The organism is Bacillus sp. PS196 (assembly GCF_037963555.1).
Lineage (GTDB): Bacteria > Bacillota > Bacilli > Bacillales > Bacillaceae > Bacillus > Bacillus subtilis.
Genome location: NZ_CP150159.1, coordinates 581,170 through 607,411, shown reverse-complemented (window position 1 = coordinate 607,411; position 26,242 = coordinate 581,170). Strand labels below are relative to the sequence as shown.

At 41.9% G+C, this 26,242-nt stretch carries 29 protein-coding genes; 17 read left to right on the top strand and 12 right to left on the bottom strand.

Translation table 11 applies throughout. The features are described 5' to 3' along the window. Positions 1–232: 232 nt before the first annotated feature. Positions 233–970: a sulfite exporter TauE/SafE family protein gene (locus NST79_RS03225; RefSeq protein ID WP_003234130.1), complete on the top strand. Its 738-nt coding sequence runs from the start codon at positions 233–235 to the stop codon at positions 968–970. 35 nt (positions 971–1,005) lie between these two features. On the opposite strand, the gene NST79_RS03220 is transcribed toward NST79_RS03225, so the two are convergent. Beyond that, the gene (locus tag NST79_RS03220) at positions 1,006–2,214 is read right to left on the bottom strand and encodes an MFS transporter (protein WP_089172465.1); all 1,209 of its coding nucleotides are present in this window, start codon (positions 2,212–2,214) and stop codon (positions 1,006–1,008) included. A gap of 311 nt (positions 2,215–2,525) precedes the next feature. On the opposite strand from NST79_RS03220, the gene NST79_RS03215 reads away from it, so the two are divergent. After that, on the top strand, positions 2,526–3,020 hold the full coding sequence (locus NST79_RS03215) for a MarR family transcriptional regulator (RefSeq protein WP_015252703.1): 495 nt from the start codon (positions 2,526–2,528) through the stop codon (positions 3,018–3,020). Between the two features lie 15 nt (positions 3,021–3,035). Continuing rightward, the gene (locus NST79_RS03210; protein ID WP_015252704.1) at positions 3,036–3,665 is read left to right on the top strand and encodes a nitroreductase family protein; all 630 of its coding nucleotides are present in this window, start codon (positions 3,036–3,038) and stop codon (positions 3,663–3,665) included. Positions 3,666–3,810: 145 nt separating this feature from the next. On the opposite strand, the gene NST79_RS03205 is transcribed toward NST79_RS03210, so the two are convergent. After that, positions 3,811–6,468, bottom strand: a complete 2,658-nt coding sequence (locus NST79_RS03205) for an MMPL family transporter (protein WP_128992452.1) — start codon at positions 6,466–6,468, stop codon at positions 3,811–3,813. Beyond that, positions 6,465–6,923 carry a MarR family transcriptional regulator gene (locus NST79_RS03200; protein ID WP_015252707.1) on the bottom strand — a complete coding sequence of 153 codons (459 nt, stop codon included), beginning with the start codon at positions 6,921–6,923 and terminating at the stop codon, positions 6,465–6,467. Before NST79_RS03200 ends, NST79_RS03205 begins: the two co-directional genes overlap by 4 nt. A 168-nt stretch (positions 6,924–7,091) precedes the next feature. Between NST79_RS03200 and dinB the strand changes: the two genes are divergently transcribed. The 3 genes from dinB to vmlR all read left to right on the top strand — a co-directional run bounded on the left by dinB (position 7,092) and on the right by vmlR (position 11,120). Further along, the gene (gene dinB, locus NST79_RS03195) at positions 7,092–7,610 is read left to right on the top strand and encodes a DinB family protein (RefSeq protein WP_212059797.1); all 519 of its coding nucleotides are present in this window, start codon (positions 7,092–7,094) and stop codon (positions 7,608–7,610) included. A gap of 171 nt (positions 7,611–7,781) precedes the next feature. Then, positions 7,782–9,158 (top strand): amino acid permease, encoded by a 1,377-nt coding sequence (locus tag NST79_RS03190; protein ID WP_014475969.1) that lies wholly within the window; start codon positions 7,782–7,784, stop codon positions 9,156–9,158. 318 nt (positions 9,159–9,476) lie between these two features. Continuing rightward, positions 9,477–11,120, top strand: a complete 1,644-nt coding sequence (vmlR, locus tag NST79_RS03185) for an ABC-F type ribosomal protection protein (RefSeq protein WP_212059795.1) — start codon at positions 9,477–9,479, stop codon at positions 11,118–11,120. 159 nt (positions 11,121–11,279) lie between these two features. Here the strand turns inward: vmlR and NST79_RS03180 are convergent, their stop codons facing one another. The 3 genes from NST79_RS03180 to NST79_RS03170 form a co-directional block, all read right to left on the bottom strand. Beyond that, complete coding sequence (locus tag NST79_RS03180) at positions 11,280–11,753, bottom strand: GNAT family N-acetyltransferase (protein WP_069322406.1); 474 nt, start codon at positions 11,751–11,753, stop codon at positions 11,280–11,282. Between the two features lie 162 nt (positions 11,754–11,915). After that, the gene (locus tag NST79_RS03175) at positions 11,916–12,260 is read right to left on the bottom strand and encodes a DoxX family protein (protein WP_119899065.1); all 345 of its coding nucleotides are present in this window, start codon (positions 12,258–12,260) and stop codon (positions 11,916–11,918) included. Continuing rightward, the gene (locus tag NST79_RS03170; protein ID WP_131227149.1) at positions 12,257–12,856 is read right to left on the bottom strand and encodes a TetR/AcrR family transcriptional regulator; all 600 of its coding nucleotides are present in this window, start codon (positions 12,854–12,856) and stop codon (positions 12,257–12,259) included. Before NST79_RS03170 ends, NST79_RS03175 begins: the two co-directional genes overlap by 4 nt. 358 nt (positions 12,857–13,214) lie before the next feature. Here NST79_RS03170 and NST79_RS03165 point away from each other — a divergent pair, with 358 nt between their 5' ends. From NST79_RS03165 to cotP, 3 genes are read left to right on the top strand one after another with little or no spacing between them, the layout of a single operon-like run. After that, positions 13,215–13,487: a spore germination protein gene (locus tag NST79_RS03165; RefSeq protein ID WP_003243854.1), complete on the top strand. Its 273-nt coding sequence runs from the start codon at positions 13,215–13,217 to the stop codon at positions 13,485–13,487. A gap of 13 nt (positions 13,488–13,500) precedes the next feature. Further along, positions 13,501–13,743 (top strand): spore germination protein, encoded by a 243-nt coding sequence (locus NST79_RS03160; RefSeq protein WP_003234151.1) that lies wholly within the window; start codon positions 13,501–13,503, stop codon positions 13,741–13,743. A gap of 12 nt (positions 13,744–13,755) precedes the next feature. Next, entirely contained in the window at positions 13,756–14,187 is a 432-nt protein-coding gene (gene cotP / locus NST79_RS03155; RefSeq protein WP_069322405.1) for a spore coat protein CotP, read from the top strand. 14 nt (positions 14,188–14,201) lie between these two features. Here cotP and NST79_RS03150 read toward each other — a convergent pair whose 3' ends face one another. After that, complete coding sequence (locus tag NST79_RS03150; RefSeq protein ID WP_212059792.1) at positions 14,202–14,909, bottom strand: DUF421 domain-containing protein; 708 nt, start codon at positions 14,907–14,909, stop codon at positions 14,202–14,204. A 208-nt stretch (positions 14,910–15,117) separates the two neighbouring features. Here NST79_RS03150 and NST79_RS03145 point away from each other — a divergent pair, with 208 nt between their 5' ends. From NST79_RS03145 to NST79_RS03130, 4 genes are all read left to right on the top strand, one after another. Further along, entirely contained in the window at positions 15,118–15,699 is a 582-nt protein-coding gene (locus NST79_RS03145; protein WP_175407059.1) for a DUF421 domain-containing protein, read from the top strand. 123 nt (positions 15,700–15,822) lie between these two features. Continuing rightward, positions 15,823–16,053, top strand: coding sequence for a spore germination protein (locus NST79_RS03140; protein ID WP_029317348.1), 231 nt, complete (start codon positions 15,823–15,825; stop codon positions 16,051–16,053). A 33-nt stretch (positions 16,054–16,086) separates the two neighbouring features. Continuing rightward, a complete protein-coding gene (locus tag NST79_RS03135; RefSeq protein ID WP_009969672.1) occupies positions 16,087–16,380 on the top strand; it encodes a hypothetical protein in 294 nt (97 codons plus the stop codon). Positions 16,381–16,586: 206 nt separating this feature from the next. Next, the gene (locus NST79_RS03130; protein ID WP_003244342.1) at positions 16,587–16,823 is read left to right on the top strand and encodes a spore germination protein; all 237 of its coding nucleotides are present in this window, start codon (positions 16,587–16,589) and stop codon (positions 16,821–16,823) included. 39 nt (positions 16,824–16,862) lie between these two features. Here NST79_RS03130 and NST79_RS03125 read toward each other — a convergent pair whose 3' ends face one another. From NST79_RS03125 to NST79_RS03110, 4 genes are all read right to left on the bottom strand, one after another. Then, positions 16,863–17,201, bottom strand: a complete 339-nt coding sequence (locus tag NST79_RS03125; protein ID WP_024572376.1) for a thioredoxin family protein — start codon at positions 17,199–17,201, stop codon at positions 16,863–16,865. A gap of 185 nt (positions 17,202–17,386) precedes the next feature. Next, entirely contained in the window at positions 17,387–17,776 is a 390-nt protein-coding gene (locus NST79_RS03120; protein ID WP_003234169.1) for a DoxX family protein, read from the bottom strand. 98 nt (positions 17,777–17,874) lie between these two features. Further along, the gene (locus NST79_RS03115) at positions 17,875–18,813 is read right to left on the bottom strand and encodes a ring-cleaving dioxygenase (protein WP_033883506.1); all 939 of its coding nucleotides are present in this window, start codon (positions 18,811–18,813) and stop codon (positions 17,875–17,877) included. Between the two features lie 15 nt (positions 18,814–18,828). Continuing rightward, positions 18,829–19,449: a nitroreductase family protein gene (locus NST79_RS03110; RefSeq protein WP_122895065.1), complete on the bottom strand. Its 621-nt coding sequence runs from the start codon at positions 19,447–19,449 to the stop codon at positions 18,829–18,831. 476 nt (positions 19,450–19,925) lie between these two features. Here NST79_RS03110 and mneP point away from each other — a divergent pair, with 476 nt between their 5' ends. From mneP to NST79_RS03090, 4 genes are all read left to right on the top strand, one after another. After that, entirely contained in the window at positions 19,926–20,819 is an 894-nt protein-coding gene (gene mneP / locus NST79_RS03105; protein ID WP_015252717.1) for a manganese transporter MneP, read from the top strand. Positions 20,820–20,930: 111 nt separating this feature from the next. Continuing rightward, complete coding sequence (locus tag NST79_RS03100; RefSeq protein ID WP_003234177.1) at positions 20,931–21,743, top strand: MerR family transcriptional regulator; 813 nt, start codon at positions 20,931–20,933, stop codon at positions 21,741–21,743. An 89-nt stretch (positions 21,744–21,832) separates the two neighbouring features. After that, positions 21,833–22,522, top strand: coding sequence for a DUF554 domain-containing protein (locus tag NST79_RS03095; RefSeq protein ID WP_015252719.1), 690 nt, complete (start codon positions 21,833–21,835; stop codon positions 22,520–22,522). Between the two features lie 202 nt (positions 22,523–22,724). After that, positions 22,725–23,627, top strand: coding sequence for a carboxylesterase (locus tag NST79_RS03090; protein WP_015715308.1), 903 nt, complete (start codon positions 22,725–22,727; stop codon positions 23,625–23,627). 412 nt (positions 23,628–24,039) lie between these two features. Here NST79_RS03090 and NST79_RS03085 read toward each other — a convergent pair whose 3' ends face one another. Further along, entirely contained in the window at positions 24,040–26,214 is a 2,175-nt protein-coding gene (locus tag NST79_RS03085) for an MMPL family transporter (RefSeq protein WP_212059785.1), read from the bottom strand. Positions 26,215–26,242 lie beyond the last annotated feature (28 nt).

Below are 26,242 nucleotides of genomic sequence, written 5' to 3'. Positions count from 1 at the left end.
GAATATATTCAAGGGTTTTTCTTCATCAAAATCATATAACAGATGGTAATGGGAAGCAACAAACTGCCTTGTCAGATCCCTGAATTTGAGGTACGATATGTTTGCTGAACGACGGTCGACGGACTACTGGCAACTGAAAAAACGGCGTGTTTTTCTTCGTCAATAGGACACCATACCTCCGCCAGAATAGCGCACGATTACATTTTTACATCTTTTCAATGGAGGAAAAAATATGCTCATTATTCTTGTTATGTTTCTTCTAGGAATTATTTTAGGCTTTATTGGCGCCGGTGGAGCCGGCTTTGTCATTGCCCTTTTAACGCTTCTTTTCCATATCCCGATTCATACGGCTTTAGGCACTTCGCTTGCCGGCATGGCTTTTACAAGCTTATCAGGGGCATACAGCCACTATCGCGAGGGTAACATTCAAATGAAAATCGGCTTAATAGTCGGAGGCTTTGCTGCGGTTGGCTCATTTTTCGGCGCCAAGCTGACTTCTTTTATTCCGGCTGATTTGCTTCATTATTTGACGGCTGGAATGTTATTTTTATCAGCAATTCTCATTTTAATCAGATTATTTATTTTAAAAGAGAAGGCTCAAGTGAATCAAAGCACTCTTTCAACGTATACGAGAGCGGTCATCTTAGGAATTGCAGCCGGCGTTCTTTCCGGCACATTCGGCATCGGGTCGGCACCTTTTATTCAAATCGGTTTAATGATTATGCTGAATCTGTCCATTCGCCATTCTGTCGGAACGACGATGCTTGTGATCATCCCTCTGGCTGTAGGTGGAGGCATCGGATATATTACAGAAGGTTTTGTTGATTACGTTTTACTTGTCAAAGTTCTGGTCGGGACAATGTGCGGGGCCTATGTAGGCGCGAAATTCACCAACCTCATGCCAAAGGTGGTTTTGAAATCAGCCATCTTTTTGACTCCGGCGATTGCAGGCCTGCTGTTGTTATTCTAAATAAAACAAAAAACCTGACGTCATGTCAGGTTTTTTTATGAATTCTGCCCTACTCGTTCTTTCGTTAATCCAAAAAACGCCAGTGAGCCGATGACAGCTGTCACAAACATGATGGCTCCCATCGGAACGGCTGTTGTCTCATTAATGCCTACAAGCGGTGACACGATTGAACCGAGGAGCAGCGGAAGCATTCCAAGCAGCGCACTTGCACTTCCGGCGCGGTGCCCCTGCTTTTCCATGGCTAGGGTAAACGTGCTGGTCAGAACCATGCCGATCGTAATCATGTAAATGAAAATGGATATGACTAATGTAGCAAGAGGACCGTGAATCATGGTCATGGTTAATAGCACAGCCGTCGCAATCACAGCCGTAATGACCGCTATACGAAGCAGGCTTTTTTCATGAATGATTCCGCCAAAGCGCCCGATGATAAAGCTGCCCGATATAATCGCCAGCCCGTTAATGCCAAAAAGAATACTAAATACCTGCGGAGACACCCCGTAGATATCCTGATATACAAAAGGCGTACCAGACACATATGCAAAGCTTCCCCCGTGAATAAATCCGACAGTTAACGCGTACCCCATAAAGGATCGATCCTTCAGCAGGCTGCCCATCGTTTTGACGGATGTTCCGATTGAGCTTGGAATCCGTTTTTCCGGCGGAAGCGTTTCTTTTAATCTCAATGCAATCAGAAGAACAAGTAAAAATCCGATGATCATGAGGACGTGAAAAATTGTATGCCACGTTGCGAACGGCAAAAGCAAAATGGCACCGCCTGTCATAGGCGCAACCATTGGCGCCACCGCGGTAATGACCATTAACAGCGAGAAAAATTTAGAAAGCTCTCTTCCGGTAAACACATCGCGGACGATTGCGCGAGACAGCACAAGCCCTGCAGAAGCAGTGAAGCCTTGTAAAAAACGCGCAGCCACTAAAGTTGTTATATTGGGCGACAGTGCACAAAACAGAGAAGATAACGCAAATAAAAAAATACAGATTAATAGCGGTTTTCGTCTTCCCTGCGCATCGCTGACCGGCCCGACAATCAGCTGGCCGATCGTAAGTCCGACCAGACAGGCTGTTAAACTTAACTGAACAAGTGAAGCACTTGCTGATAAATCTTTCGCGATTTCAGGAAAACTTGGCAAATACATATCTATATTAAGCGGGCCCAATATAGCAAGCATGCCGAGCAGAAACGCTAGTGCCAAGCGTTCTTTTCCAGTTGGATTGTGCAGCATGTTATCAAACCTTCCCTTCAACCTAGTCCCTTATATAATGGATGTCAGCTCCAACTATGGATTGAAGCTGTGAAACATTTGTATATTGTATCATAACTTTCAGCCTGTGAAAGCCGCTTGAGCACGGGCTCGGCAAAGTGATATTCCGAACACCTATAAATGGGAATGATGCAGGGAATCATCGTGACCAGCATCATCTGAAGAAGCGGCCAGCTTTTTTTGCTAAGTTCTAGCCTAGCGAATTTTATGCGCTGGGAGGTTGTTCAAAAGTGCAAATGGCTTGCAAGATGAAATCAATCGTTGTATATTAATTGACGTGTCAATCATTGATATATCAATTAATAGTTTTGACAGGAAAGAAGGGATGGGTTTTGGCGTCATTTTGTTCAGAGGAAGCCGAGATTTTATATCAGCTGCAAGGCGTGAACAAGGTGATTGGCGTGAAGTTCGAGGCATGCACGGGCATCAGCCAATCTCGTTTGGAATTGCTGACATTGCTTTATCATGCAGATGAGATCAGTCAAAGCGACCTTCAAAAGAAAGTAAATATCGATAGCGCAGCCGTTACCAGACACCTGAAACAGCTGGAAGCTAAAGGCATGGTATCAAGGCGGCGCAAGCCTGAGGACAACCGCATCACCCTTGTTCGGTTAACAGACCAAGGAAGAGAGCGAATTGAGTCTTCTAAGAAGGAAAAGGAGCGTTTCATGAAGGAAATGCTCGCAAATGTAAGCGCAGAAGAACGCCGCCTGCTCATTGATGTGCTGGCGCGCATGCGAAACAATATAAATAATATCGAAGCTTAAGAGGAGTGTATCAACATGATCAAAACAAACGATTTTATGGAAATTATGAAAGGCCGCCGTTCTATCCGCAACTATGATCCGGCAGTAAAAATCAGCAAAGAAGAAATGACAGAGATCTTAGAGGAAGCAACAACTGCGCCATCTTCTGTTAACGCGCAGCCATGGCGTTTTCTTGTCATTGACAGCCCGGAAGGAAAAGAAAAGCTCGCACCGCTTGCAAGCTTTAACCAAACACAGGTCACAACATCATCTGCTGTCATCGCTGTATTTGCAGACATGAACAATGCAGACTACTTAGAAGAAATCTATTCAAAAGCTGTGGAACTTGGTTACATGCCGCAGGAGGTCAAAGACAGACAAATCACCGCGCTGACCGCACATTTTGAAAAGCTTCCGGCACAGGTCAACCGTGAAACGATCCTGATTGACGGAGGTCTCGTTTCCATGCAGCTGATGCTGACTGCACGCGCGCATGGCTACGATACAAACCCGATCGGCGGATACGATAAAGAAAACATCGCGGAAACCTTCGGATTAGATAAAGAACGTTATGTACCGGTTATGCTACTTTCTATCGGAAAAGCAGCAGACGAAGGCTATGCTTCCTACCGTCTGCCGATTGATACAATTGCAGAATGGAAATAAAACAAAGAGCCCGGGAATGTTTTCCGGGCTCTTTGTTTTTAAGTACAGCCGCCGTTTAATCGTCTGATCTTTTTGGGTAACACGTCTGAAGTTAGTCGTTTAGTCATGAAAAAAGAGTGATGACCATTCATCACTCTTCTCTCGATTACTCTTTTCCTTTCTTCCTGCCGAACGGCCACCAGTTTCCTTCTCCAAAGGTCGCAATGATTGCCGGGATGAAGAGCGGAAGTATGACAAGGCCGTAAAGCAAGAGCCCGATGATGATAACACTTGCCACCTGCATCAGTGTATTAACACCTGAAGGCATCATCGCCGCGAACGTACCGGCCAATATAATGGCAGCTGTAATAATGACAGATCCCATTTTGCTCATTGACCTGACGACACCTTGCTCAATGCCAAGGTGCACCTCTTCCTTAAATCGATCCAGCAAGAAGATCGAATAATCTACCCCTAACGCGATCAAGATGACAAAGCTGAAGAATGGCACTGCCCAGCTGACACCCGCGTTTCCTAAGCCGTTTACAAAAATTAATTCTGTTATGGATATCGACGTATAGTACGTCAGCAGCAATGACGCGATCATATAAATCGGCATGATCATTGAGCGGAACAAAATGGTTAACACGATAAACAGGCCTATAATCATAATCACCATTGTTCTGGAGAAGTCCGTTGTGGACAGCTCTTTTAAGTCCGCATTCATACTCGTGACCCCGCCGTATACGATCTGTGCATCCTCCAAAGGAGTGCCGTCAACTTCGTTTGCGACAGCTTTTTTGATTTGGTTTATTGTCGCAATAGCTTGTTCTGAGTACGGATTTGAATCCAGAACGACACTTAATTGAACACCTTTGCCGTCTGCAAAGGAATACTGGTCAATTGACTTCTTAAAGTCTTTGTCCTTCATTACTTGATCAGGAATGAATATGCCTGTATCTCTTACAGTTGGACTTTTGCTCATGTCTTCTAACATATCACTGGAAGCTGTAATACCGTCAGAGACTTTCGTCAGGCCCTCATTTGCGCTTTTTACGCCTTCGGACAGCTTCTTCAGGCTTTCTGTCAGGGTTCCAGCTTGTGCCTGCTGGCCTGAGAGCTGTTGGTTCGCTTGTTCAAGGCCGGTTTGAATCTGGCCAAGCTGTCCGCTTATTGCCGTAAGCTGCTGCACGGTCTGTGCGGTATTGCCGGTTTGGGAAATCTGTTTGCTCACAAGCTGCAGCTGCTGATTGATTTTGCCCAAGCCATCTGCCGCATCGCCCAGTGAACCGCCAGACCCTCCATTTGAGGCCGAGCCGGTTTGCCCTGCCATTTGATTCAATCCGTTTTCTATATCCGTTAATCCGCTTTGGACATCGGCAATCCCTTTTACCGTCTTATCCAGCCCGTCTGATACCGATCCTAGCTGGTTATCAATATATAAATCTTTGATTTTTTCACCAGTCGGCTGCGTAATGGTCATAACAGAGTCAACATGATCAACTTTCTCGATCGCTTTGCTGATATTTCCTAGATAGGGGATTGTATCAGCTGTTGTAAGATCTTTGTCTCCTTTTACGACAACATTGATCGGGAACGCTTTTCCTTCCCCGAATCCATCCTTAATGGCCTCGAGAGCTTTTATAGATTTATAATCGCTGCTGATTTCCGCAGTTGAGTCGAATGAAATCTGGTCATCATAGGTCAAGATGAACGGAAGCGTAATCACCACCGTGATGACAATGAACAGAAACGGACGCGCAACGGAGTGTCTGCCGAGAAACGCCCATAGTTTGTTATCACTGTGTGACAGCACTTTCTTAGAAGGCCAGAATAATTTTTCTCCCAGCGTCACCATAAATAATGGCAGCAGTGTGTAGAGGATGATCATTAAAATTCCCACACCGACTGCTACCCCTACTGCGGATTGGAAAATCGCAAACTTCGCAAATCCTAAGGCAGAAAATCCGATCAATACCGCAAATCCGCTGATAAATAAGGTTTTTCCCCCTGTGCGGTAAGCGGTAAGCGCCGCTTCTTTTTTATCATGCCCGTTTGCCAATTCTTCACGGAATCGTGTAAGAAGCAGTATGCAGTAATCTGTTCCAATGCCGAACAAGATCGCGACTAAGAAGGTTTGCGTAAACGTCGAGATAGGAAAATCAACATTGTATACAAGGATGCCCAGTATGGATTGACTGATCAGATAAGAAAAACCGACAACCACAATCGGGATAAAAGGCGTCACAACAGATCGGAACACGATCAACAGTAAACCGATGATCAGGCAGACTGTTATCACTTCCGTTTTCTTAAGCCCTTCCTCTGAGCTGTGAGCGAAATCCTGGTTGATAAGGGAAGCTCCCGTAATATATGCCGTCAAATCATCAGGAACGATTTGATAAATCTCGTCCGCAATTTTTTCCGCCTTTTTATCAGAACCTGTAATCGTGACAGGCATGAGAACGGTTTTCTTGTCTTTAGACATCAACTGGTCTTTGACTTCTTTTTCCGCTGACAGAGGAGATGTTACCTCTTCTACACCGTCGATCTTTTTGATTTTATCGATCATTATCCGAAGCTGATTCTCTGTTTCTTTCTTTAGAGCATGGTCTAACGTAAAGACGACACTGATCGAATTATTGTCTTCTCCCGCTTGTTTTAAAATGGCGTTTGCCCTTTCTGAAACAGCATCAGCGGGAAGCTGGGCCTGCCCCTTTTGATTGGCCAGCTCCGTTAAGTTCGGAGAAAACAAACTCAAAACGACGGTAAGTGCTAATACTATGGCTGCAATTGCCCACTTGAATTTGATGATTGCTCTCATTCGGCAGAATCTCCTCCTTTAAATTTGCTTTTTAAAATGGTGAATATCTCGATGATGGAATGTAAGTGTTCCTCATCTATATCATCAATCAGCGGTTTGAGCGCGTTAAAGATGGCAGAATCTAATTCTTCTAGTATGTGTTCACCACTGGGTGTAATGTTAATAAGCTTAGAGCGCCTATCACTTTTTGCCGGACAGTCGTCCCATTGAACCAATCCCTTTTCGAGCAGCTTTTTCAGTCTGTTAGAGATCGCGCTCTTATGTACATTTTGGTACATGGCCAGGCTGCCGGGAGAGGTTGGGCCCTTGACTTTTAAAATTTTCAACAGGTCTGCCTGTTCCCTTGAGATATGCTTGAAGACATCCTGATTGATTTCACGATGCACAAATTCTGTCCCTTCAAGCAGGACTTCCACAAACAGGTTTATCGCCTGACATAGCTTTTGTTCATTCAATATCTTCCCCTCCTCATTATAGTTTACCCCGCTAAACTTTATGTTCAATGTCATTTAGTTTATTCCTCTAAACTATATATGTCAACAAATTTTATTTTCGAGCACTCTACATAAGAACTCACGTTCGTGTATAATGGAAGCTATACACACGAAAGGGGGAATTTTAACATGTCAGATTTGGCATTCAAATTGTATGAATATAACGTCTGGGCCAATCAACAAATATTCAACCGATTAAAAGAGCTTCCAAAAGAGATATACCATCAAGAAATTCAAAGCGTGTTTCCGTCAATATCCCATGTATTGTCTCATGTTTATCTTTCTGATCTCGGCTGGATTGAAGTGTTTTCCGGCAAAACCTTGAGCGATGCGTTGGCTTTAGCTGAACAGCTTAAAGAACAGACAGAGGCTAAAGAAATAGAGGAAATGGAAGACCTTTTTCTGAGGTTATCCGAGCGCTATATACTATTTTTACAGCAAAAAGAACAGCTCAATCAGCCACTCCAGATTCAAAATCCCTCAAGCGGAATCATGAAAACAACTGTTTCCGAACTGCTTCCCCACGTTGTCAACCACGGGACATACCACCGCGGCAATATCACAGCAATGCTGCGGCAGGCAGGCTACGCATCCGCACCGACAGATTACGGGCTCTACCTGTTTATGACAAAAACTGAAAAAGCATAAAAAAGCGGCTCCCTAAATGGAGCCGCTTTTTTCGGGAAATAGTCCAAATCACATTAAAATTCTTTTCATCAATCCTTTTTTAGTAAAAAAGATAGAAATTTTAGTGTTATAATAATCATTAAAAATAGATTGCTGACTCAATAAACAATTTTCAATGGAGGAACACATAAAGTGACAGACGACATGACGAAAGACAATATAAATCAGCAAACGTTGCAGAGAGGCTTGAAAAACAGGCATATCCAGCTCATCGCCATCGGCGGAGCCATTGGGACAGGCTTATTTCTCGGCTCGGGCAAATCGATTCATTTTGCCGGACCTTCGATTTTATTTGCTTATATGATCACAGGGATCATTTGCTTTTTAATTATGAGATCGCTGGGTGAACTGCTGTTATCAAACTTGAACTATCACTCTTTTGTGGATTTTGTACAAGACTACCTAGGCGATATGGCAGCATTTATCACCGGCTGGACATATTGGTTCTGCTGGATTTCCATTGCGATGGCTGATCTGACAGCAGTCGGGCTCTACACTCAATATTGGCTCCCGGGTGTGCCGCAATGGGTGCCTGGCTTAATCGCTCTAATTATTTTACTGATTATGAACCTGGCGACAGTCAAGCTGTTTGGAGAATTAGAATTTTGGTTTGCTTTGATTAAAGTCATTGCCATTTTGGCGTTAATCGTCATTGGCCTTGTGATGATTTTCAAAGGCTTTTCCACAAGCTCAGGAGTGTCCAGCTTCACAAATCTCTGGAGCCACGGAGGCCTGTTCCCGAATGGCATGCACGGGTTTATCCTCTCGTTCCAGATGGTTGTGTTTGCTTTTGTCGGCATTGAGCTTGTCGGGCTTACAGCCGGTGAAACAGAAAATCCTGAAAAAGTAATCCCTAAGGCGATCAACAATATTCCTGTCCGTGTGTTGCTTTTTTATATCGGGGCTCTTCTCGTGATTATGAGCATCTATCCTTGGGATGTCATCAATCCCAGCGAAAGCCCATTCGTACAAGTATTTGTCGCGGTTGGCATCGTCGGGGCTGCAAGTATTATCAACTTTGTTGTATTGACTTCCGCTGCTTCAGCATGCAACAGCGCTGTATTCAGTACAAGCCGTATGGTCTATTCCCTGGCGAAAGATCACAATGCGCCTGAGTCAATGGCGAAACTGACTCAGCGTAAAGTGCCAAGAAATGCTTTATTCTTTTCAGCTATCGTGATTTTAATCGGTGTTACGTTAAACTACATCATGCCAGAAGGCGTATTCACCCTGATCACAAGTATTTCAACCGTATGCTTTATCTACATTTGGGGAATTACGGTCATCTGCCATATGAAATACCGCAAAACAAGACCTGAATTAGCGAAAACAAACAAGTTTAAGCTTCCGCTTTATCCGTTTACAAATTACCTGATTCTTGCGTTCCTGGCGTTTGTTCTGGTTGTGCTGGCACTGGCACAGGATACTCGTGTTTCCTTATTTGTCACACCGGTTTGGTTTATTTTGCTGATTGTGATTTATAAAGTGAGAAAAGCGAAGCATCAATAACACTCGAAACTCCTGCCTCAAAAATGAGAGCAGGAGTTTTTTTGATGAAAATGACCTTTGCTTTTGAATTTGAAGGTATGCTATAGTGTTTGTAATCAAAACAAGAAGGGATGATGGGTGGACAATGATTAACTAATCTTATTTTTATCGTTTGAAATCAATATTTCAAATCAAAAAATAGGATTAGTCTGCCCATTTTCTATATATACGACCTGCTATTTATAAAAAATAGCTTATTTGATCATGCACAGGCACGGCTAATCCTTCCAACACATTTGGGAGGATTTTTTTATTCTCCCTTTAAAGCGAGGGATATGGATGAAAGAGATCGTAACATTAACAAACGTTAGCTATGAAGTGAAGGATCTGACTGTTTTTAAAAATATAAATGCCAGTGTTCAGCAAGGAGATATCATTGGGATTATCGGCAAAAACGGCGCTGGGAAATCTACGCTGCTGCACCTCATTCACAATGACTTAGCCCCTTCCCAGGGTCAAATCCTTCGAAAGGATATAAAACTGGCTTTGGTTGAACAGGAAACAGCGGCATATTCCTTTGCGGATCAGACACCTGCCGAAAAGAAGTTACTGGAGAAATGGCATGTGCCTCTTCGTGATTTTCATCAGTTAAGCGGCGGTGAAAAACTGAAAGCGCGGCTGGCGAAAGGACTATCAGAGGATGCAGATCTGCTGCTGTTAGATGAACCGACAAACCACCTTGATGAAAAAAGCTTGCAATTTCTCATCCAACAGCTGAAACATTATAGCGGCACGGTGATTCTCGTTTCTCACGATCGATATTTTTTAGACGAAGCCGCAACAAAAATATGGTCGCTTGAGGATCAGACGCTGATTGAATTCAAAGGGAATTACTCCGGGTATATGAAGTTCCGGGAGAAGAAAAGACTCACCCAGCAGCGTGAATATGAAAAGCAGCAAAAAATGGTCGAACGGATTGAAGCACAAATGAATGAGCTCGCTTCTTGGTCGGAAAAAGCCCATGCTCAATCGACGAAAAAGGAAGGGTTTAAAGAATATCACCGGGTAAAAGCGAAGCGTACGGATGCCCAGATAAAATCCAAGCAGAAGCGGCTTGAAAAAGAGCTGGAAAAAGCAAAGGCGGAACCCGTTACCCCAGAATATACAGTCCGCTTTTCAATCGATACAACCCACAAAACAGGAAAACGTTTTTTAGAAGTTCAGAATGTAACAAAAGCGTTTGAAGAAAGGACACTCTTTGAAAACGCAAACTTTACGATTCAGCACGGCGAAAAGGTTGCGATCATAGGCCCCAATGGCAGCGGAAAAACGACATTACTGAACATCATTCTGGGACAGGAAACAGCAGAAGGAAGTGTATGGGTGTCGCCGTCCGCAAACATCGGCTATTTAACGCAGGAGGTGTTTGATTTGCCTTTAGAACAAACACCGGAAGAGTTATTTGAGAATGAAACATTCAAAGCAAGGGGGCACGTTCAAAATCTGATGAGGCACTTAGGTTTTACAGCCGCCCAATGGACTGAACCGATCAAGCATATGAGTATGGGTGAGCGTGTAAAGATCAAGCTGATGGCATATATTCTGGAGGAAAAAGACGTGCTGATTTTAGATGAGCCGACAAACCATCTCGACCTGCCGTCACGCGAACAGCTGGAAGAAACACTGTCACAATACAGCGGCACATTGCTGGCGGTTTCACATGACCGATACTTTCTCGAAAAAACAACAAACAGTAAACTCGTCATCTCAAACAACGGCATCGAAAAGCAGTTAAACGACGCTCCTTCAGAAAGAAATGAGCGGGAGGAGCTTCGGTTAAAGCTTGAGACAGAAAGACAAGAAGTGCTGGGAAAGCTCAGTTTTATGACGCCAAATGATAAAGGGTATAAGGAGCTTGATCAGGCTTTCAATGAGCTTACGAAACGAATAAAAGAGCTGGATCATCAAGACAAAAAAGACTGAGGGAGAAAGTTCAAGCGGCATTGAAAAGGACAACAGCTGTTGTCCTTTTTCTTTATATGTTCAAGCCTCCCATGACCTTAATCTTTCTAATGATGACTTATAGTACCCTGCCACCGCTTCCAGATAGGCATGTTGTATTTGGGTAACGTAAGCGGCTTTTCAGCATAGCTGTTTCCGCATACGTATATTGGTCATGGCATAGCCCATCTTCTGATAAAGATAGACGGCTGTCTCGTTGTGTGCAAATACATGTAGAGCCAGCCTTTCCGCACCAAGCTCTCTTGCTCTTTCATCAAGCGTTTGAAGCGCCAATTGAGCAAGTCCTTTTCCGCGAAAGGCTTCATACAATCCAAAGGAATAGATAAACGCTTCCTTTTGCGGATGAAACGGATCAGCATACAGCCAGAGCCAGCCCATTCTTTCCCCTTGGTCATTTGTGATGTTCCAAAAATAATGATTGCTGCTGTCTCGCCCATTCGGAATCATGTTCTCATATGCCTGCTCCGATTTCTCAAATGCCTCTTTTTCCGTCCAAGTTCCTGACGTTATGTTTTGTTTCGCATAATTTTGCACGGACATCACTCGAAAGGCTTCGAACTCTTCCTCAGTCATGTCTTCCAAAGTGAATGCCATCCTGTATTCCTCCTTTATAAAAAAAGCCCAGCTGATGCCGGACGAATAACGCAGAAATGGATCTCTATTTTACTGCTTCAGTTAATTCCTGGACTTTCTATTATTCGATAAGAACAGGAGATTTCCTGCAAATGGGCTTGTTCTTAAACATTAGTGAAAAGCTTACGTGTAACTCCCCATGATGATCATGATAGAAACAATCAAACAAATCATCGCTGGTATCGCCATGATGGCCGATTGTCTTGCTCGAAACATATGCGCATGAATGGCTCCCGCCATGAGAACGACAAACAGAACACCTGCTCCAATTGCTGCATACCGATTCCAAATTCCCGCTGTCATAGCAAGTGCCCCGGCTATTTCAAGAATGCCAGTAACAGTCAGAAACCATAATGGATATTGATAATGCCGCCAATGCTCAACTTGAAAGGGAACGCGGCTTACCTTTATGATGCCTCCCGCAAGCATAAAAACTGCCAAACTGACTTTCGTAATAATAGATATCATCTTACGTCATTCCCTTTCGGAAGCATCCCGTAAATTAAAAGATTCACAACCTCTGCTGCGAGGCTTGCCGGATCTTTGATTCCGGTTAACAAAAATGAATCGGTTAAATGTTCAATCATGCCGACCAAACACTCAGCGACAGTTTCCATATCCAGTTCAGAGTGAAAATAGCCAAGCCGCTGTTCTGCTTCTAAGTTCTCTTTCAAAACCATCGCCAAGTCTTTTTTCATTTGTTTTGCTTCCGGGTTGAGAAAAAAGCCGATCTTGGTTAAATCCTTGTCCTCAGCCAGACATTGAAAAACAGATTCCACAGCAGACAGCACCCGTTTTGTCACATCCTCCGTGTTTAATCCGTTTTCCAGAAGAAGTGACTCTGTCAGCTTTCTTACTCGGAAGTGAAAATCGGTGATTAACTCCTCAAAGATGGCTTCTTTGCTTTGAAAGTACAGGTAAAATGAAGGCTGTGTGAACCCAGCTTTTTTTACAATCTCACTTATCTTCGTGTCATGGAATCCCCGAATCGAAAATTCATTAGCGGCAGCTTTGAGTAACCGTTTCCGGCTTTCTTCTCCTTTACGTCCTTTTTTACTTTTCAACGAGGACCACCCCCAAAAATAATACTCGAAAGTAATGTTACTCACGAGTATTATTTCATGGCATTAGCTTCATTGTCAATGATTTCAAACTGATCCTGTTTGCCAGCTTCCTTTATTAAAAGGTCTCATGCATTTCGAATAACTGAATCAATTCATTGCTTCCTATATCAATGGCTTTTCATTCACTGATAAGTAGTATTTGCCAAATAGATTGACATTCAGGCTGTGACAAACTTTATTCTTTTTTTCTAACGAGCATCACTCTGGGGCCAGATAGAGTTTTGCCCGTAAATGCAAGGAACAATTGGGTGCAGCGGCGCATAATGTACTGTACAGAAAGATGGAAGGGTGTGATGGGATGCCGTCTACAGTAATCAACCTATATTATTTGAAGATCAACAGTATTTCGGGCAATGGTTCAATTACAATAGGCGAAGCTGCTTATAACAGCCCTACCAACAATCAAAAATCTCAAGGGACCAATTCTTCTTTCGGTGATACATCACCTACAGAATCGGTTATGGAAAACTTCTTAAACGATCCTGATGTAAATGACCAGACATCTATCGGCAACTCTGATACATCCAACGTTAATGCTCCTCCGATTGCACCACCGCCAATTTTAGATTAAAGGGGTTTCGTCTATGCCATATCAAATTAACATCGCAAATATTAAGATCAACGGCGTCACGCAAAACGGAAATATAGATGTCGGTCCGACTGTGCACAACAGCCATACTGCGAACAGCAAATATTTTGGAGCAAACTTTTCCTTAGGGGATCTTTCGCCTACGTCTTCACTTTTAAACACTGGAAATATTGATTCAGACGTTAGTGACCAAGACCAAATCGGAAACCCTTCTGCGCCGATTTCAAATCAAATTTAAGGAGAATCTCATATGGATTTCGAAAAAATTCGAAAGTGGCTTGAGATTACGAATGAATATAAACAAAGTGACTTTTGGACAAATGTGCTCAAATATAAAGCCCCGGAACATTTTTTTGATTCCGAAGCTTCTACATTTGTTTACGACTTTTATCAAGATGAAGAATATAATTTTATCATTGTGGAAATGCCCGGTGTGTATGAGGAAGAATTAACGATCCGTTTACTATCTAAAACCCAGCTGTTGATCAAAGGGACGATCACGCCTGTTTTTCCTGCCGAAATGGAAGTGCTGCGTGAACGGTATTACGGAGAAATTGAGCGAATCATTCAGCTTCCCGAAGCCGCTGAATCTCATTTGTTACAGATTCAGCTGTTAAACGGGCTTCTGCACATTTCGTACCCAAGACAAATTGAAACCATTGCGTTCAATAAGGGGCTTTAAGATTGATTGTTCCTTCATTCCTTATCCATAGGGACTGATATATGGTCTTTATATTGATCCACATAAATATCCCCATTACCCAGCAGCACTGCGTACACGGTCTCTTTCACCTTTATGTCTCTTTTTTGCAATTCTTCCAAAAGCCAGGATTCCGTCAAACGATTCTGCTTTAAATTATTCTCAATGATTTCTCCGTCCATAATAAGCTCTATCGGAAGCCTGTGTTCTTGGTTTACCGCAATCATTAAATCCTGTTTGGTCACATGCCGGAATTGCGGTTTTCTTAACACAGTCAGCTGACCATTCGTTTCAAGAATGGCAAAAAGAACTTCTTCGATATTAAATATTTCTTTTTCCCGCAATTGCTGATTTAAATAATCAAGTGTGTAACGCATTTTCCTCATATTTGATTCAAGTATCTTCCCGTTTTGAATCAGCACTGTTGGATCTCCGGCAAAAAATTTCCTCAGCTTCCTGTTCTTTATCGACAGAAACGAAATTAGAAAAATGGTTAGCACAAAAATACTAAACGAAATGGCCATATTGTGCGGTTTTATTGAAGTATTGTAAGCTAATCCACCAGCAATCGCCCCTAGTGTGATCGCCGCAATAAAATCAAAAATCGTCATTTGAGAGATTGTCTGTTTGCCTAAAATTCGTTCTGCGATTAACAGCAAGCCAAAGCTGGCAACCGTTCTAATGACAACTTCAAGTTCAACCATGTTATGGCGCTCCCCGCTTCCCAGATTGTTTCGGCCAAAAAACTCCTGTTGCTATCATTGTTCGGCTTAATATATCCATCTATACCAAAAATATTGTTCGGTTCAGGACAGAATGAACCGACTGCCTTTCGGATATATTAAATTGCGATTGGCCGGAAGAAAAGCCAATCCCATGACAAATCTAATTCATCATTGGTCAGGTGGTAGCATGAATTTCACTTGGGAATCTCTTGTTCTCATTGTAGCCGGGGTCATTTTGCTGAGAATTTCAGGAAGGAAATCAATCGCACAAATGACGTCAACTCAAACGGTTGTCATGATTTCGATCGGAACTATTATCGTTCAGCCAATCATCGAGTACAGCCTCTTCAAAACATTAATTGCAGCGGCAATTTTCACAAGCACACTCATCGTTATGGAATGGATCCAAATGAAATCGAACACCATTGAAAAGATGTTAACCGGAAAAGCAAAAATCGTCATTGAAAACGGACAGCTTCATATCGAAAACTTAAAGAAGATGAGACTTACAGCTGACCAGCTTGAAATGCAGCTACGGCTTCACGGCGTTACGGCTATACAAGATGTCAAAATTGCGACATTAGAGGCAAACGGGCAATTAGGAATAGAATTAACTGATGACGCCAAGCCTTTAACAGTCAGGGATCTGAAAAAACTCATTCACCCCGATTTCATAAATAAGGATGGACAAGCCCAGTCTGCCAATCAGAATATTTTTGATGAAGTTGGTAAAAAAAATAAAAAAAACGTCCCTAAAAAGCTGCATTAACAAAAGGCGCTTGTGGCATTTTGCAGGTTTTTGTCTCTTACTGAAAGTTTTTGCCGTTTTGTTTAAGCAACTGCTGCTCACACACCATATTGTATAAACAGTCATAACGGAGAGGAGAGATGAATGATGAAATTCCCAGTTTATATTCATTCGATATCCGGGAACAGCGTTTTTAATAACGGATTTGCAGTTTCCATCAGCCCGTTCTCTGTGTCTAAAACAACAGAGGGTTCCGGTGGGAGTAATACAGGTTTGGTTTTTGAATCCAATACTTTAAGCCAAACAAGCTCCGCCAATCAAGCCCAAAATGTAACATATGCGATCCAAGAGCTGCTTTCCAAGCTTTTAGCGTAAAAATTAAGAAATAAACACTTCATGAGGTGTCGTATGGCTTTTCCAATTATTCACACGAACTTTTGGGATGCTGTGATAGCTGTTCCAATCATCATATTGATAACCCAAATCCTCAAAATATTATTGAAAATCCCCAAAACTTTTGTACCGTCAGTTGCCTTAATAACAGGCCTTGTCATTTCTGTTTTCATAAGCCATCGACACAGCCTCTTTTCTGGCGTATTTATGGGCTGGTTTTATGGCTACGCTGCTATAGGCTCCTACTCATCATTAAAAACGACCATCTTATCCTTCAGGCAAACGAAAAACGATACATCAAATTCATAGATGACATATAACGATCTGCCGCCTCTTTATCAGGCGGCTTTATTTCTGCTGATAGGTTGATCATCTTCAAAAGAGATGCTCATTCACTCGCTATTATTTTTACCATTATGTTGATGCAATGATATAAAAACGCAATATCATAGAAGTAAATAGACTGCCAGCGTCCTCTATGACGGCTACTTCTGAGTGAAAGGAGTTTTTGAAGCATGCGATCTCAAATCAACATCTCAAATCTCACGATAAATGGAATGACACAAAACGCCAATACAGATATCGGACAAAACTTGCAAAACAGCCATACTGCGAACAGCAAAAATTACGGAGTGAATTTCACATTAGGAGATTACTCTCCTTCTCATTCAATTATTATTTCAGCAAGTTGTGATAATGATACAAGTGATCAAGGGCAGGTTGATAACCCTTCTTCGCCTAGTGAAGAATAAAAAAAGAACTCATTTGAGTTCTTTTTTTGCCTTATTCCTTTATTCGCCTTCATATAATCGATAAACCCTTTTCAGCTTTTGTTCAAGCTGTTCAAAATGAACAAAACGGGCTTCTCTTAGAAACTCAGTCCCATCAATGAACAAAAGAAGCACAGGAACGGTGAAAACTGAAAATCTGCCAGCGACCTCTGCTACATCGTCAGCATTGATATGCCCCAATTTGATGTTTGGAAACTGATCCAATACTATTCTGAGCTGGGGCAGGACTGCGTGACATACTGTACAGGCAGGCCTTGATATATAAATAAAACTGAATTTGTGCTGTTTGATAAAATTATCTATAGAATCTAATGAATGTAATTCTGTCATCTCTTTCATCCATTTACTCCTTCAAATAGGTCTGTCTTTTATAACCAAGCTCATCAATACGTATCATTCACTATACTGATTTATATTTATTATATCCGCTTTTTTACTTTGCAGAGTACCTGCAAGCTTGCCGAAAATGTCAAAATAAAAGAACAGTTACTGACAAGCAGCAACTGTTCTTACATACTTTCGTATTAAAAATGCAAAGCGTAAGCTCCTGAACCGATGAGTGCAACCCCTATGGAAACTGCAATGAGCACCAGGTTATATTCAAAACCTCCGGCGCCATTCGCAAAACCTTTCGCTCCATGGACTTTTACGATAGCACCTAACATGATGATCGTTATGATAGCAGCTCCAAGCGGGAGGAATACGCCTAAAATAAATAGAATTCCGCTTACTAACTCCCCAAGACCTGATAGAGCGGCCGCAACGTTTCCTGGTTTCACCCCAATTGATTCGAACCATTGTCCGGTTCCTTTAATCCCGTATCCGCCAAACCAGCCGAATAATTTTTGTGTGCCATAAAACAAAAACACCACACCAATCATTATACGAATAAGCAACAGTCCTGCATCTTCCATTTGTATCTCTCCTCATCTTTGATTTTATCTGATTCTTTGCTGACAGTATCCAGCAATCATCAATTGAATATATGTTTCTTTATTTTTTATGTGTCAAATCAATCTAACTCTCTTACTTCAAACGGCAGCAGCCCTTGTTCAATTTGTGTGCGATGCGGTTCATATTGCACAGGCAGCATCAGTTTTTCGCCCATTGTTTCCTGTGTTTCATCATGTGCAAAGCCTGGGGGATCAGTTGCGATTTCAAACAGGATTTCCCCGTGTTCCCTGAAGTAAATGGCATTAAAGTAGTTTCTATCCCGAACAGGAGTTACACCATATCCGTGGGAAGCAATATATCTTTGCCAATCTAACTGATCTTCATCATCGTTAGCCCGCCAAGCGATGTGATGCACCGTTCCGGCCCCCATTTGCCCGCGGCCAATAGGCGTTAACTTAAGGTCAATCACATTTCCGATATCACCGGCGGAACGATAACGAACGAAGTCTCCTTCTTTGCCGACTCGCTCCAGCCCCATGATGTTTTCTAAAAGGTCAGCGGTTTTGTCAGGCTGCGCTGATAATAGGGTTGCACCCCCAAAACCTTTAATGGCAACATCGGGCGTTACATCTCCGAAAGTCCACGTATTAGCCTCTCCTTCTTCTCTTTCCACGATTTCTAAGTGCAGTCCATGAGGATCATCAAATTCTACATATTGTTCCCCAAAGCGCTCGATTTTGGTGTATGGAACGTTGAACTTTTCTAGTCTCTTTTCCCAAAATGCCATAGCCCCTTTCGGCACAACATACGAAGTCACGCCAACTTGACCGTCACCAATGACGCCTTGGCGGGCTCCGGCCCACGGAAAGAAGGTAATGATTGTTCCCGGCTTCCCGCCTTCATTCCCAAAATAAAGATGATACGTACCTGGGTCATCAAAATTGACAGTTTGCTTGACCAAACGAAGCCCAAGCACTCCTGCGTAGAAATCTGTGTTCTCTTGAGGGTGACCGACAATCGCTGTAATATGATGAATTCCCATCGTTTTTTTAGCCATTTTTATCCGCTCCTTTTACATATACTCAACAAACTCATTCACAGGCTTCCGGTAGCCGCGCGGTCTTCTGCTCTCTGTTTTTTCTTTTCCAATCGTAATCATCATGACAACCTCAAATTGGTCGTCTATGTTCAAAATCCGTTTTACGGCTTCCGCATCAAAGCCGATCATCGGGCAGGTATCCCAGCCTTTTTCCTTAGCACTCAGCATAAACATCATCGCAGAAAGTGAAGCATTCCTTATCGCCTCATCTCTCTTAAATTGTTCTCCCCTGTTTTCATAAAACGAAACGGTGTCGTGCACCATGTGGTCATACTCTTGCTTATTTAATATCCCCAATACCTTTAAACCTTCATAGATATCAGCCGCTTGTTGATATGCCTGCTTATCCCCTAATACCAAGAGAACCGCAGAAGAGCTAACCACTTTAAATTGTCCGTTTGCGGCCTGCTTCAGTTTTTCTTTTACGTCCTGGTCAAGAACCGTCACATATTTTGTATGCTGCAAATTAAAAGCCGATGGCGCCAATGCAACCAATTCAAACATTTCATTGAGGTCTTCTTTTGTGATTGGATGACCTGAAAGAAAATTGCTTGCAGATCGTCTTTCATTGACTAACTGTATAAATTCAGCCATTATGATACACTCCCTTTTATCTCGAATTCGAGATATTATATTATAAAAAATCCATATTGAATATTGTGTAAAAGAAATGACAACGAGTGAACACTTAGAGTTGCGCTTGATCACTGATCTTTTCAATCAAATATCTCGAATTAAAATATCTTGAATATGAGATAATAATAAAATACAGATCTTCTCATGTCAATAGGTTTTTAACAATCAGGTGGAAATTTTTCACTGACGGCAGTATTTAATGGCGAATCATCACTGTTGTTACATAAGAACTCATTTGTTTGCTGTATGACCTTTTTAGCACAGCTCCAACTTTTTTTCTGTCACCTTATTTATTAGTAAACAGGAAACAACGTTGCTATAGACCCACTCGAAATTGAATTGGTATGATAAGCAAAGTGATTACACAGGAAAGGATACGGAGAGCGTATATAGAGCACTCCTATTTTTTTTGTGCAGTTTTATAGGAGGAAAAAATGGCAAGTGAAAGAGAACAAATAAGCAGAAAAGTTGCTTTGATTGCATTGATCGCCAATCTGATCTTAATGGCAGGAAAGGTCTTTTTTGGGCTGGTAGGCGATAGTGAAGCCGTGTTTGCAGACGGAATACATTCCGCGGCAGATGTCGTTGCTTCGATTGCAGTCTTGGCAGTGATCGGAATTTCCAATAAACCGCCCGATCAAGACCATCCTTTTGGTCACGGAAAAGCTGAAGTCATTAGTGAGGCGATTGTAGGAATTATCTTAGTGATCGTATCCGTTTATATCCTCATAGAAGCGATTCTGTCCTTTGTTAAAGGGCCAAGCGTTCCCCAATACAGCGCATTGTTTGCGGCTCTGATTTCGTACGTGGCTAAGGAAATCTTATATCGTTATTCTATAAAGCAAGGGGAAAAATGGAACAGCAAAGCGATTATAGCGATTGCGTACGATCATAAAGGCGATATCGTTGCCTCTCTTGCCGCTTTTATCGGCGTTCTGTTGGCTATCATCGGAAACACCCGCGGATGGTCCTATCTGTTGTACGCCGATGCCATTGCCAGTGCAATCGTTGCTTACCTCATTTTTAAGATTTCAATGGAATTAATCAGGCCGTCTGTTGATGTGCTCATGGAAAAGAGTGTTGATCCCGAGCTGATAGAGGAATATAAAGCTGTTATTTTTCAATGTGATCAAGTAAAACGAATTGATAGAATCCGCGCGCGAGAACATGGCCACTATAAATTGCTTGATGTCCGTTTATCTTTGGATCATGATTTGACAATTAAGCAGGGACACGATATTGCCCGCGAAATTCGAAATGAAATCAAAAGACAGTTTTCAGATGTAGAAGAAGTGCTCATCCATGTAAATCCTTATTTCGAAGAGTGAAAAGCTCCTTTTTAGAAGGAGCTTTTTCTTTATGATGCAAACTTTACCTTTAGAACTCGCCGTACTATATAATGTGTGTATATCAATCATAGGCACAGAAAGGTTGTTAGAATGAAGGAATTTTTTTCGATTGGAGAAGTGTCAAAGTTATTCAATGTGAAAATCTCTGCTCTTCGGTATTATGATGAAATCGGCCTTTTGAAACCGGAATATAAAGATGAGCAAACGAACTATAGATATTATTCTACCCAACAGTTTGAGCGGCTTGATACCATCAAGTATTTGAGGGCCCTAGGCCTGCCAATCAATAAGCTTCTTGATTTTTATAACTCTCAAAATACAAACACTCTTCTTCATTTACTAAAAAGCCAGCAGGCTGAAATTGATCGCAAAAAGAAAGAATTGGAACGCATCGAACGAAAGATCTCCCGACGCATCACACATATAGAAGATGCCGTTAACATGCCGTTACATCAAATTTCAAAAATCAAACTTCCCGCAATGCGTGTGGCTTACTTGCAGCATGAATATGTTCTCGGCCATGATATCGAACATTCGTTAGCTGAATTGAGAACCCACCTGAATGTAAACGAAGATATATTCATAGGCAAGATCGGTTTATCCATTTCTGCAGCAAATGTGAAAGCAAAACAGTTTGACAAATATTCCAGTATATTTATGATTCTTGAAGATGAAAATGAAAAAACTTCTTCAGAAATCATCTTTCCTTCAAGAGAATATCTGCAAATTAGGTTTAAAGGGTCACATCCAGAAGCCGAACCATACTACAAAAAATTACTGGCATATATGAAAGAACATCATTATGAAGTAGCAGGGGACTCAATCGAAATCACACTCATTGATTATGGCATTACGAATAACCTAGATAATTACGTGACTGAAATCCTGCTGCCCATCAAATAATCTCATGAATATGTTTTGATCTCCCTTGACTCTCTACTAACTAGAGGGTTTATTTTTTATGCAGGAATGATTTTTGGAGGAGAAAGCTTATGTTTGGAACGATTTTTAACACAGTGATGATCATTGCAGGAAGCATAATCGGGGGGATATTCAAAAAAGGCATTAAAGATGAATACCAGGATATTTTGATGCAGGCAATGGGATTCGCTGCAGTCGCGCTGGGGATCAACGCCATTACACAGCATTTGCCTGATAGTAAATATCCCATTCTATTCATCGTGAGTTTAGCCATTGGAGGTTTGCTAGGCCAGATCATCAATTTAGAATTACGATTCAACAAGCTGGTGAACAAATTTTCTAAAAGTAATTTAGCAGAGGGCTTATCTACTGCGGTCTTATTATTTTGTATAGGTTCGCTGTCAATATTGGGCCCTGTTGAAGCCGCTTTGCATGGAGATTATACATACCTCCTGACAAACGGGATGTTAGATGGGATCACCTCCATTGTGCTCGCTTCAACTTTTGGTTTTGGAATAGCGGCTGCAGCCATTGTATTATTTGCCTGGCAAGGCTCCATCTATTTATTTGCTAAAGTAATGGAGAGCGCAATCAATACAGACCTTATTAATGAAATCACAATTGTGGGAGGCATACTCATCCTCAGTTCAGGTCTAAGCATTCTTGGAATCAAGAAGTTCAAAACATTGAATTTGCTGCCTTCCCTCTTGATCCCTCCTGTTGTGATTTTTGTGATTCATGCATTTGGATTGCGGTTTTAATGAAGCGGCTCCACAAAGGAGGTAAATATTCTGTTATATTGATTTTCAATAATCTGTTCCAATCGTTTTATTTCCTTTTCATCTTGGATTTGACGTCTAACAACAACTGTATTATATTGTAAATAAAGTCTGTTATATCAAAATCAGATTCCCCATCACGAAACGGCACATTCATTTAAACAATGTTGGGAGGGGCATTTGTATGTCAAACCATTCATCTAGTATTCCCGAATTAAGTGACAACGGTATCCGCTATTATCAAACTTATAATGAAAGCCTTAGTCTTTGGCCGGTCCGTTGCAAATCATTCTATATATCTACTCGTTTTGGTCAAACACATGTGATTGCAAGCGGCCCAGAGGATGCCCCGCCGCTTGTATTACTCCACGGAGCATTATTCAGCTCGACGATGTGGTATCCCAACATCGCCGATTGGAGCAGCAAATACAGAACTTATGCAGTTGATATCATAGGTGATAAAAACAAGAGTATTCCTGAGAATTTAAGCGGTACAAGAACGGATTACGCCAATTGGCTTCTTGATGTGTTTGACAATCTGGGGATCGAAAAGTCCCACATGATCGGACTTTCGCTTGGCGGTCTCCATACGATGAATTTCCTTTTACGTATGCCTGAGAGAGTAAAAAGCGCAGCTATACTGAGTCCGGCAGAAACGTTTTTGCCATTTCATCACGATTTCTACAAATACGCTCTTGGCCTTACAGCGTCAAATGGAGTTGAAACATTCTTAAATTGGATGATGAATGATCAGAATGTGCTGCACCCGATTTTTGTGAAGCAGTTTCAGGCAGGGGTAATGTGGCAGGATGGATCAAGAAATCCAAATCCTAAAGCAGACGGATTTCCGTATGTTTTTACCGATGAGGAATTACGTTCAGCAAGAGTTCCTATCCTATTATTACTTGGTGAACATGAAGTCATCTATGATCCCCACTCAGCCCTGCACCGAGCCTCTTCATTCGTTCCTGATATTGAGGCGGAAGTCATTAAAAATGCCGGACATGTTTTATCGATGGAACAACCCGCTTACGTAAATGAACGTGTAATGCGTTTTTTCAATGCAGAAACAGGCATTTCACGGTAAGGGCTTATAAGATAGTGTTTTGCATTCATAAAGACCTGCAATATACTTCTAGCCGGGCATTTCAAAAAATAGAGTCTCTCTCATGGACTCTATTTTTCTTGGACAAAACCCGCAGCTGGTTTTGTGTGCTTGTTTCTTTAGGTTTCTTATATGATCAGTTGTAAAATCCTTTATTTTCAAGAAGGATTCTCAAGATCCTTGGCATCAAGTAGTGAATGCAAAGTCAAAAAATCATGTCACTTCTCCTGGGATGCCTGCTAGTATGATGCAGCTTCTGCCAATATGAAACAAAGTTCCATCCATATCGAAAATGAGTGATGGCGCCATAAGTGTCTCCTTTTAACTGCCGACTTCATCTTCTAAATACTACCATATGCAAAAAAAGCAGATCATTAAAGATCTGCTTTTTCTATTACACACTGATTTGTTTCTTTTGTTCATGATCTATTTCTGGCTGTATTTCCTTTGTCAGTTGATGCCCTTCTATATCCACATTCGGAATCATCTTGTCTAACCATTTCGGCAAATACCAGGCTGCATTCCCCATCAGCTTCATGACACTTGGAATCAGTGTCATTCTTACAATAAAGGCATCAAAGAGCACACCAAAGGAAAGAGCTAATCCGTTGGCTTTAATAGAAGCTTCGCCTGCAAAGATAAATCCTGCAAAAACGAAGATCATGATCAAGCCGGCTGCTGTAACAACAGGACCACTGTGTTTTAATCCAGCCTGAATGGCTTGTACTGGATTCTTTGTTTTTACATATTCCTCACGCATTCTGCTGACAAGAAATACTTGATAATCCATAGCTAAACCGAACAGAATCCCAATCGATAAAATCGGCAGGAAGGCGAGTATCGGTCCTTTTTCAGGTATTTTGAAAAAATCGATGAGATTGCCGTCTTGTAAGACAAATACACAGATCCCAAGAGTGGCTGTCATCGTTAAAATGAAACCTGCAACAGCAACAAGCGGCACAAGCAGCGAACGGAAAACGATGGTCAGCAATACAAACGCAAAGCCCACAATAAGTACAGCAAACACCGGTATCGCATCATTCAATCGATCTGAAATGTCAATATTCACTGCAGTCGATCCAGTAACAAGCAAATCTACTCCGTTTTTATCTGACAAACTGCGTACATCGTGTACCAAATCTTTCGTTGTGACATCATTTGGACCTGTTTCAGGAACGACCGTAATGATGGCAAAGTTCCCTTCTTTATTAGGCATTGCAGGGGTGACACTTGCTACATGGTCTAAATCCTTTATTTCTTTCGCTGCATCTGCGAAAGCCTCCGCCTTATTTTCTGTAGCATTTGTGGCATCCGCTACGATTGTTAATTGGCCATTAAATCCTTCTCCAAAGCCTTCGGCAAGCAAGTCATATGCCCGGCGATCCGGATTATCCTTAGCTTTCATCCCAGCATCAGGCAAGCCCAGTTCCAAATGCATAGATGGGATACTAATGACGATCAAAATCAGAATGCTGCATACACTTAGCATGATAGGATTTTTGGTGACAAAGCGTCCCCAGACATTTGTTTCAGTGCTTTGTTTTTCTATTTTCTTGTTTGATTTCGGAATCATCCGCTTCCCTGCAATCGATAAGACCGCAGGCACAAGTGTAATGGAAGCCAAAACAGCCATCAGTACACTAAGCCCTGCTGTCAGCCCCATCGCAGACATAAAAGGAATGTTAACAACAGTCAATCCGCAAAGTGCAACGATAACAGTAAGTCCGGCAAAAACGACTGCGCTTCCCGCTGTTCCCACGGCTCTCGCAATTGATTCATTCTTTTGTATGCCCTCGCCTAAAAACTGGCGGTGTTTCATAAAAATAAATAAAGCATAATCAATACCAACAGCAAGGCCAATCATTCCGGCTAATGAAAGACTGACGGAAGCAATATCAAATACTTGTGTCCCAATCAAAACCAGTCCAATACTTACACCTAAACCAATCAGTGCAGTTAAAATCGGCAAACCTGCTATTAATAAAGAACCGAATGTAATAGCTAAAACGACAAAAGCCAAGATAATGCCGACAATTTCAGAGACACCGCCTATCTCCATCTCGGCTCCCGGTACATCTCCGCTTAGCTCAGTTTGCAATCCTTCATCATCAGCCATTTTCAAACTGTCTTTTAAGTGTTTGATAGAGTAATCCTTTATATCATCTGCTGATGATTTATACTTGATATCAGCATAGGCAACTGTGCCATCTTTCGCGATTGTCCCTGTCACAAAAGGACTTGCAATCGAGTCAACAGAATCATCTTTACTGATTTCTTTGAGCGTATCTTCTATTGCTTTTTTTGCTGGCTTCCCAGTAAGTTTCTCCCCATCACCAGCACCGAAAATAACCCGTATGCTCCCTTTATCAGGACCGTGAGGAAATTCTTTTTGAATCACATCCATCGCTTTTTCCGAAGGTGTGTCAGGTATGGACATATCCTCAGAAAAACTTGGTTTCAAGGTGACTGCAAGGCCTATCGAAGCAACTAACACAACGATCCACGCACATATTGCTTTTATGCGATTGCGAGCAATCCATCCTCCTAATGTATATAACATTTTTGACATGATAATCTCCTTTCAACACATTGCTTGA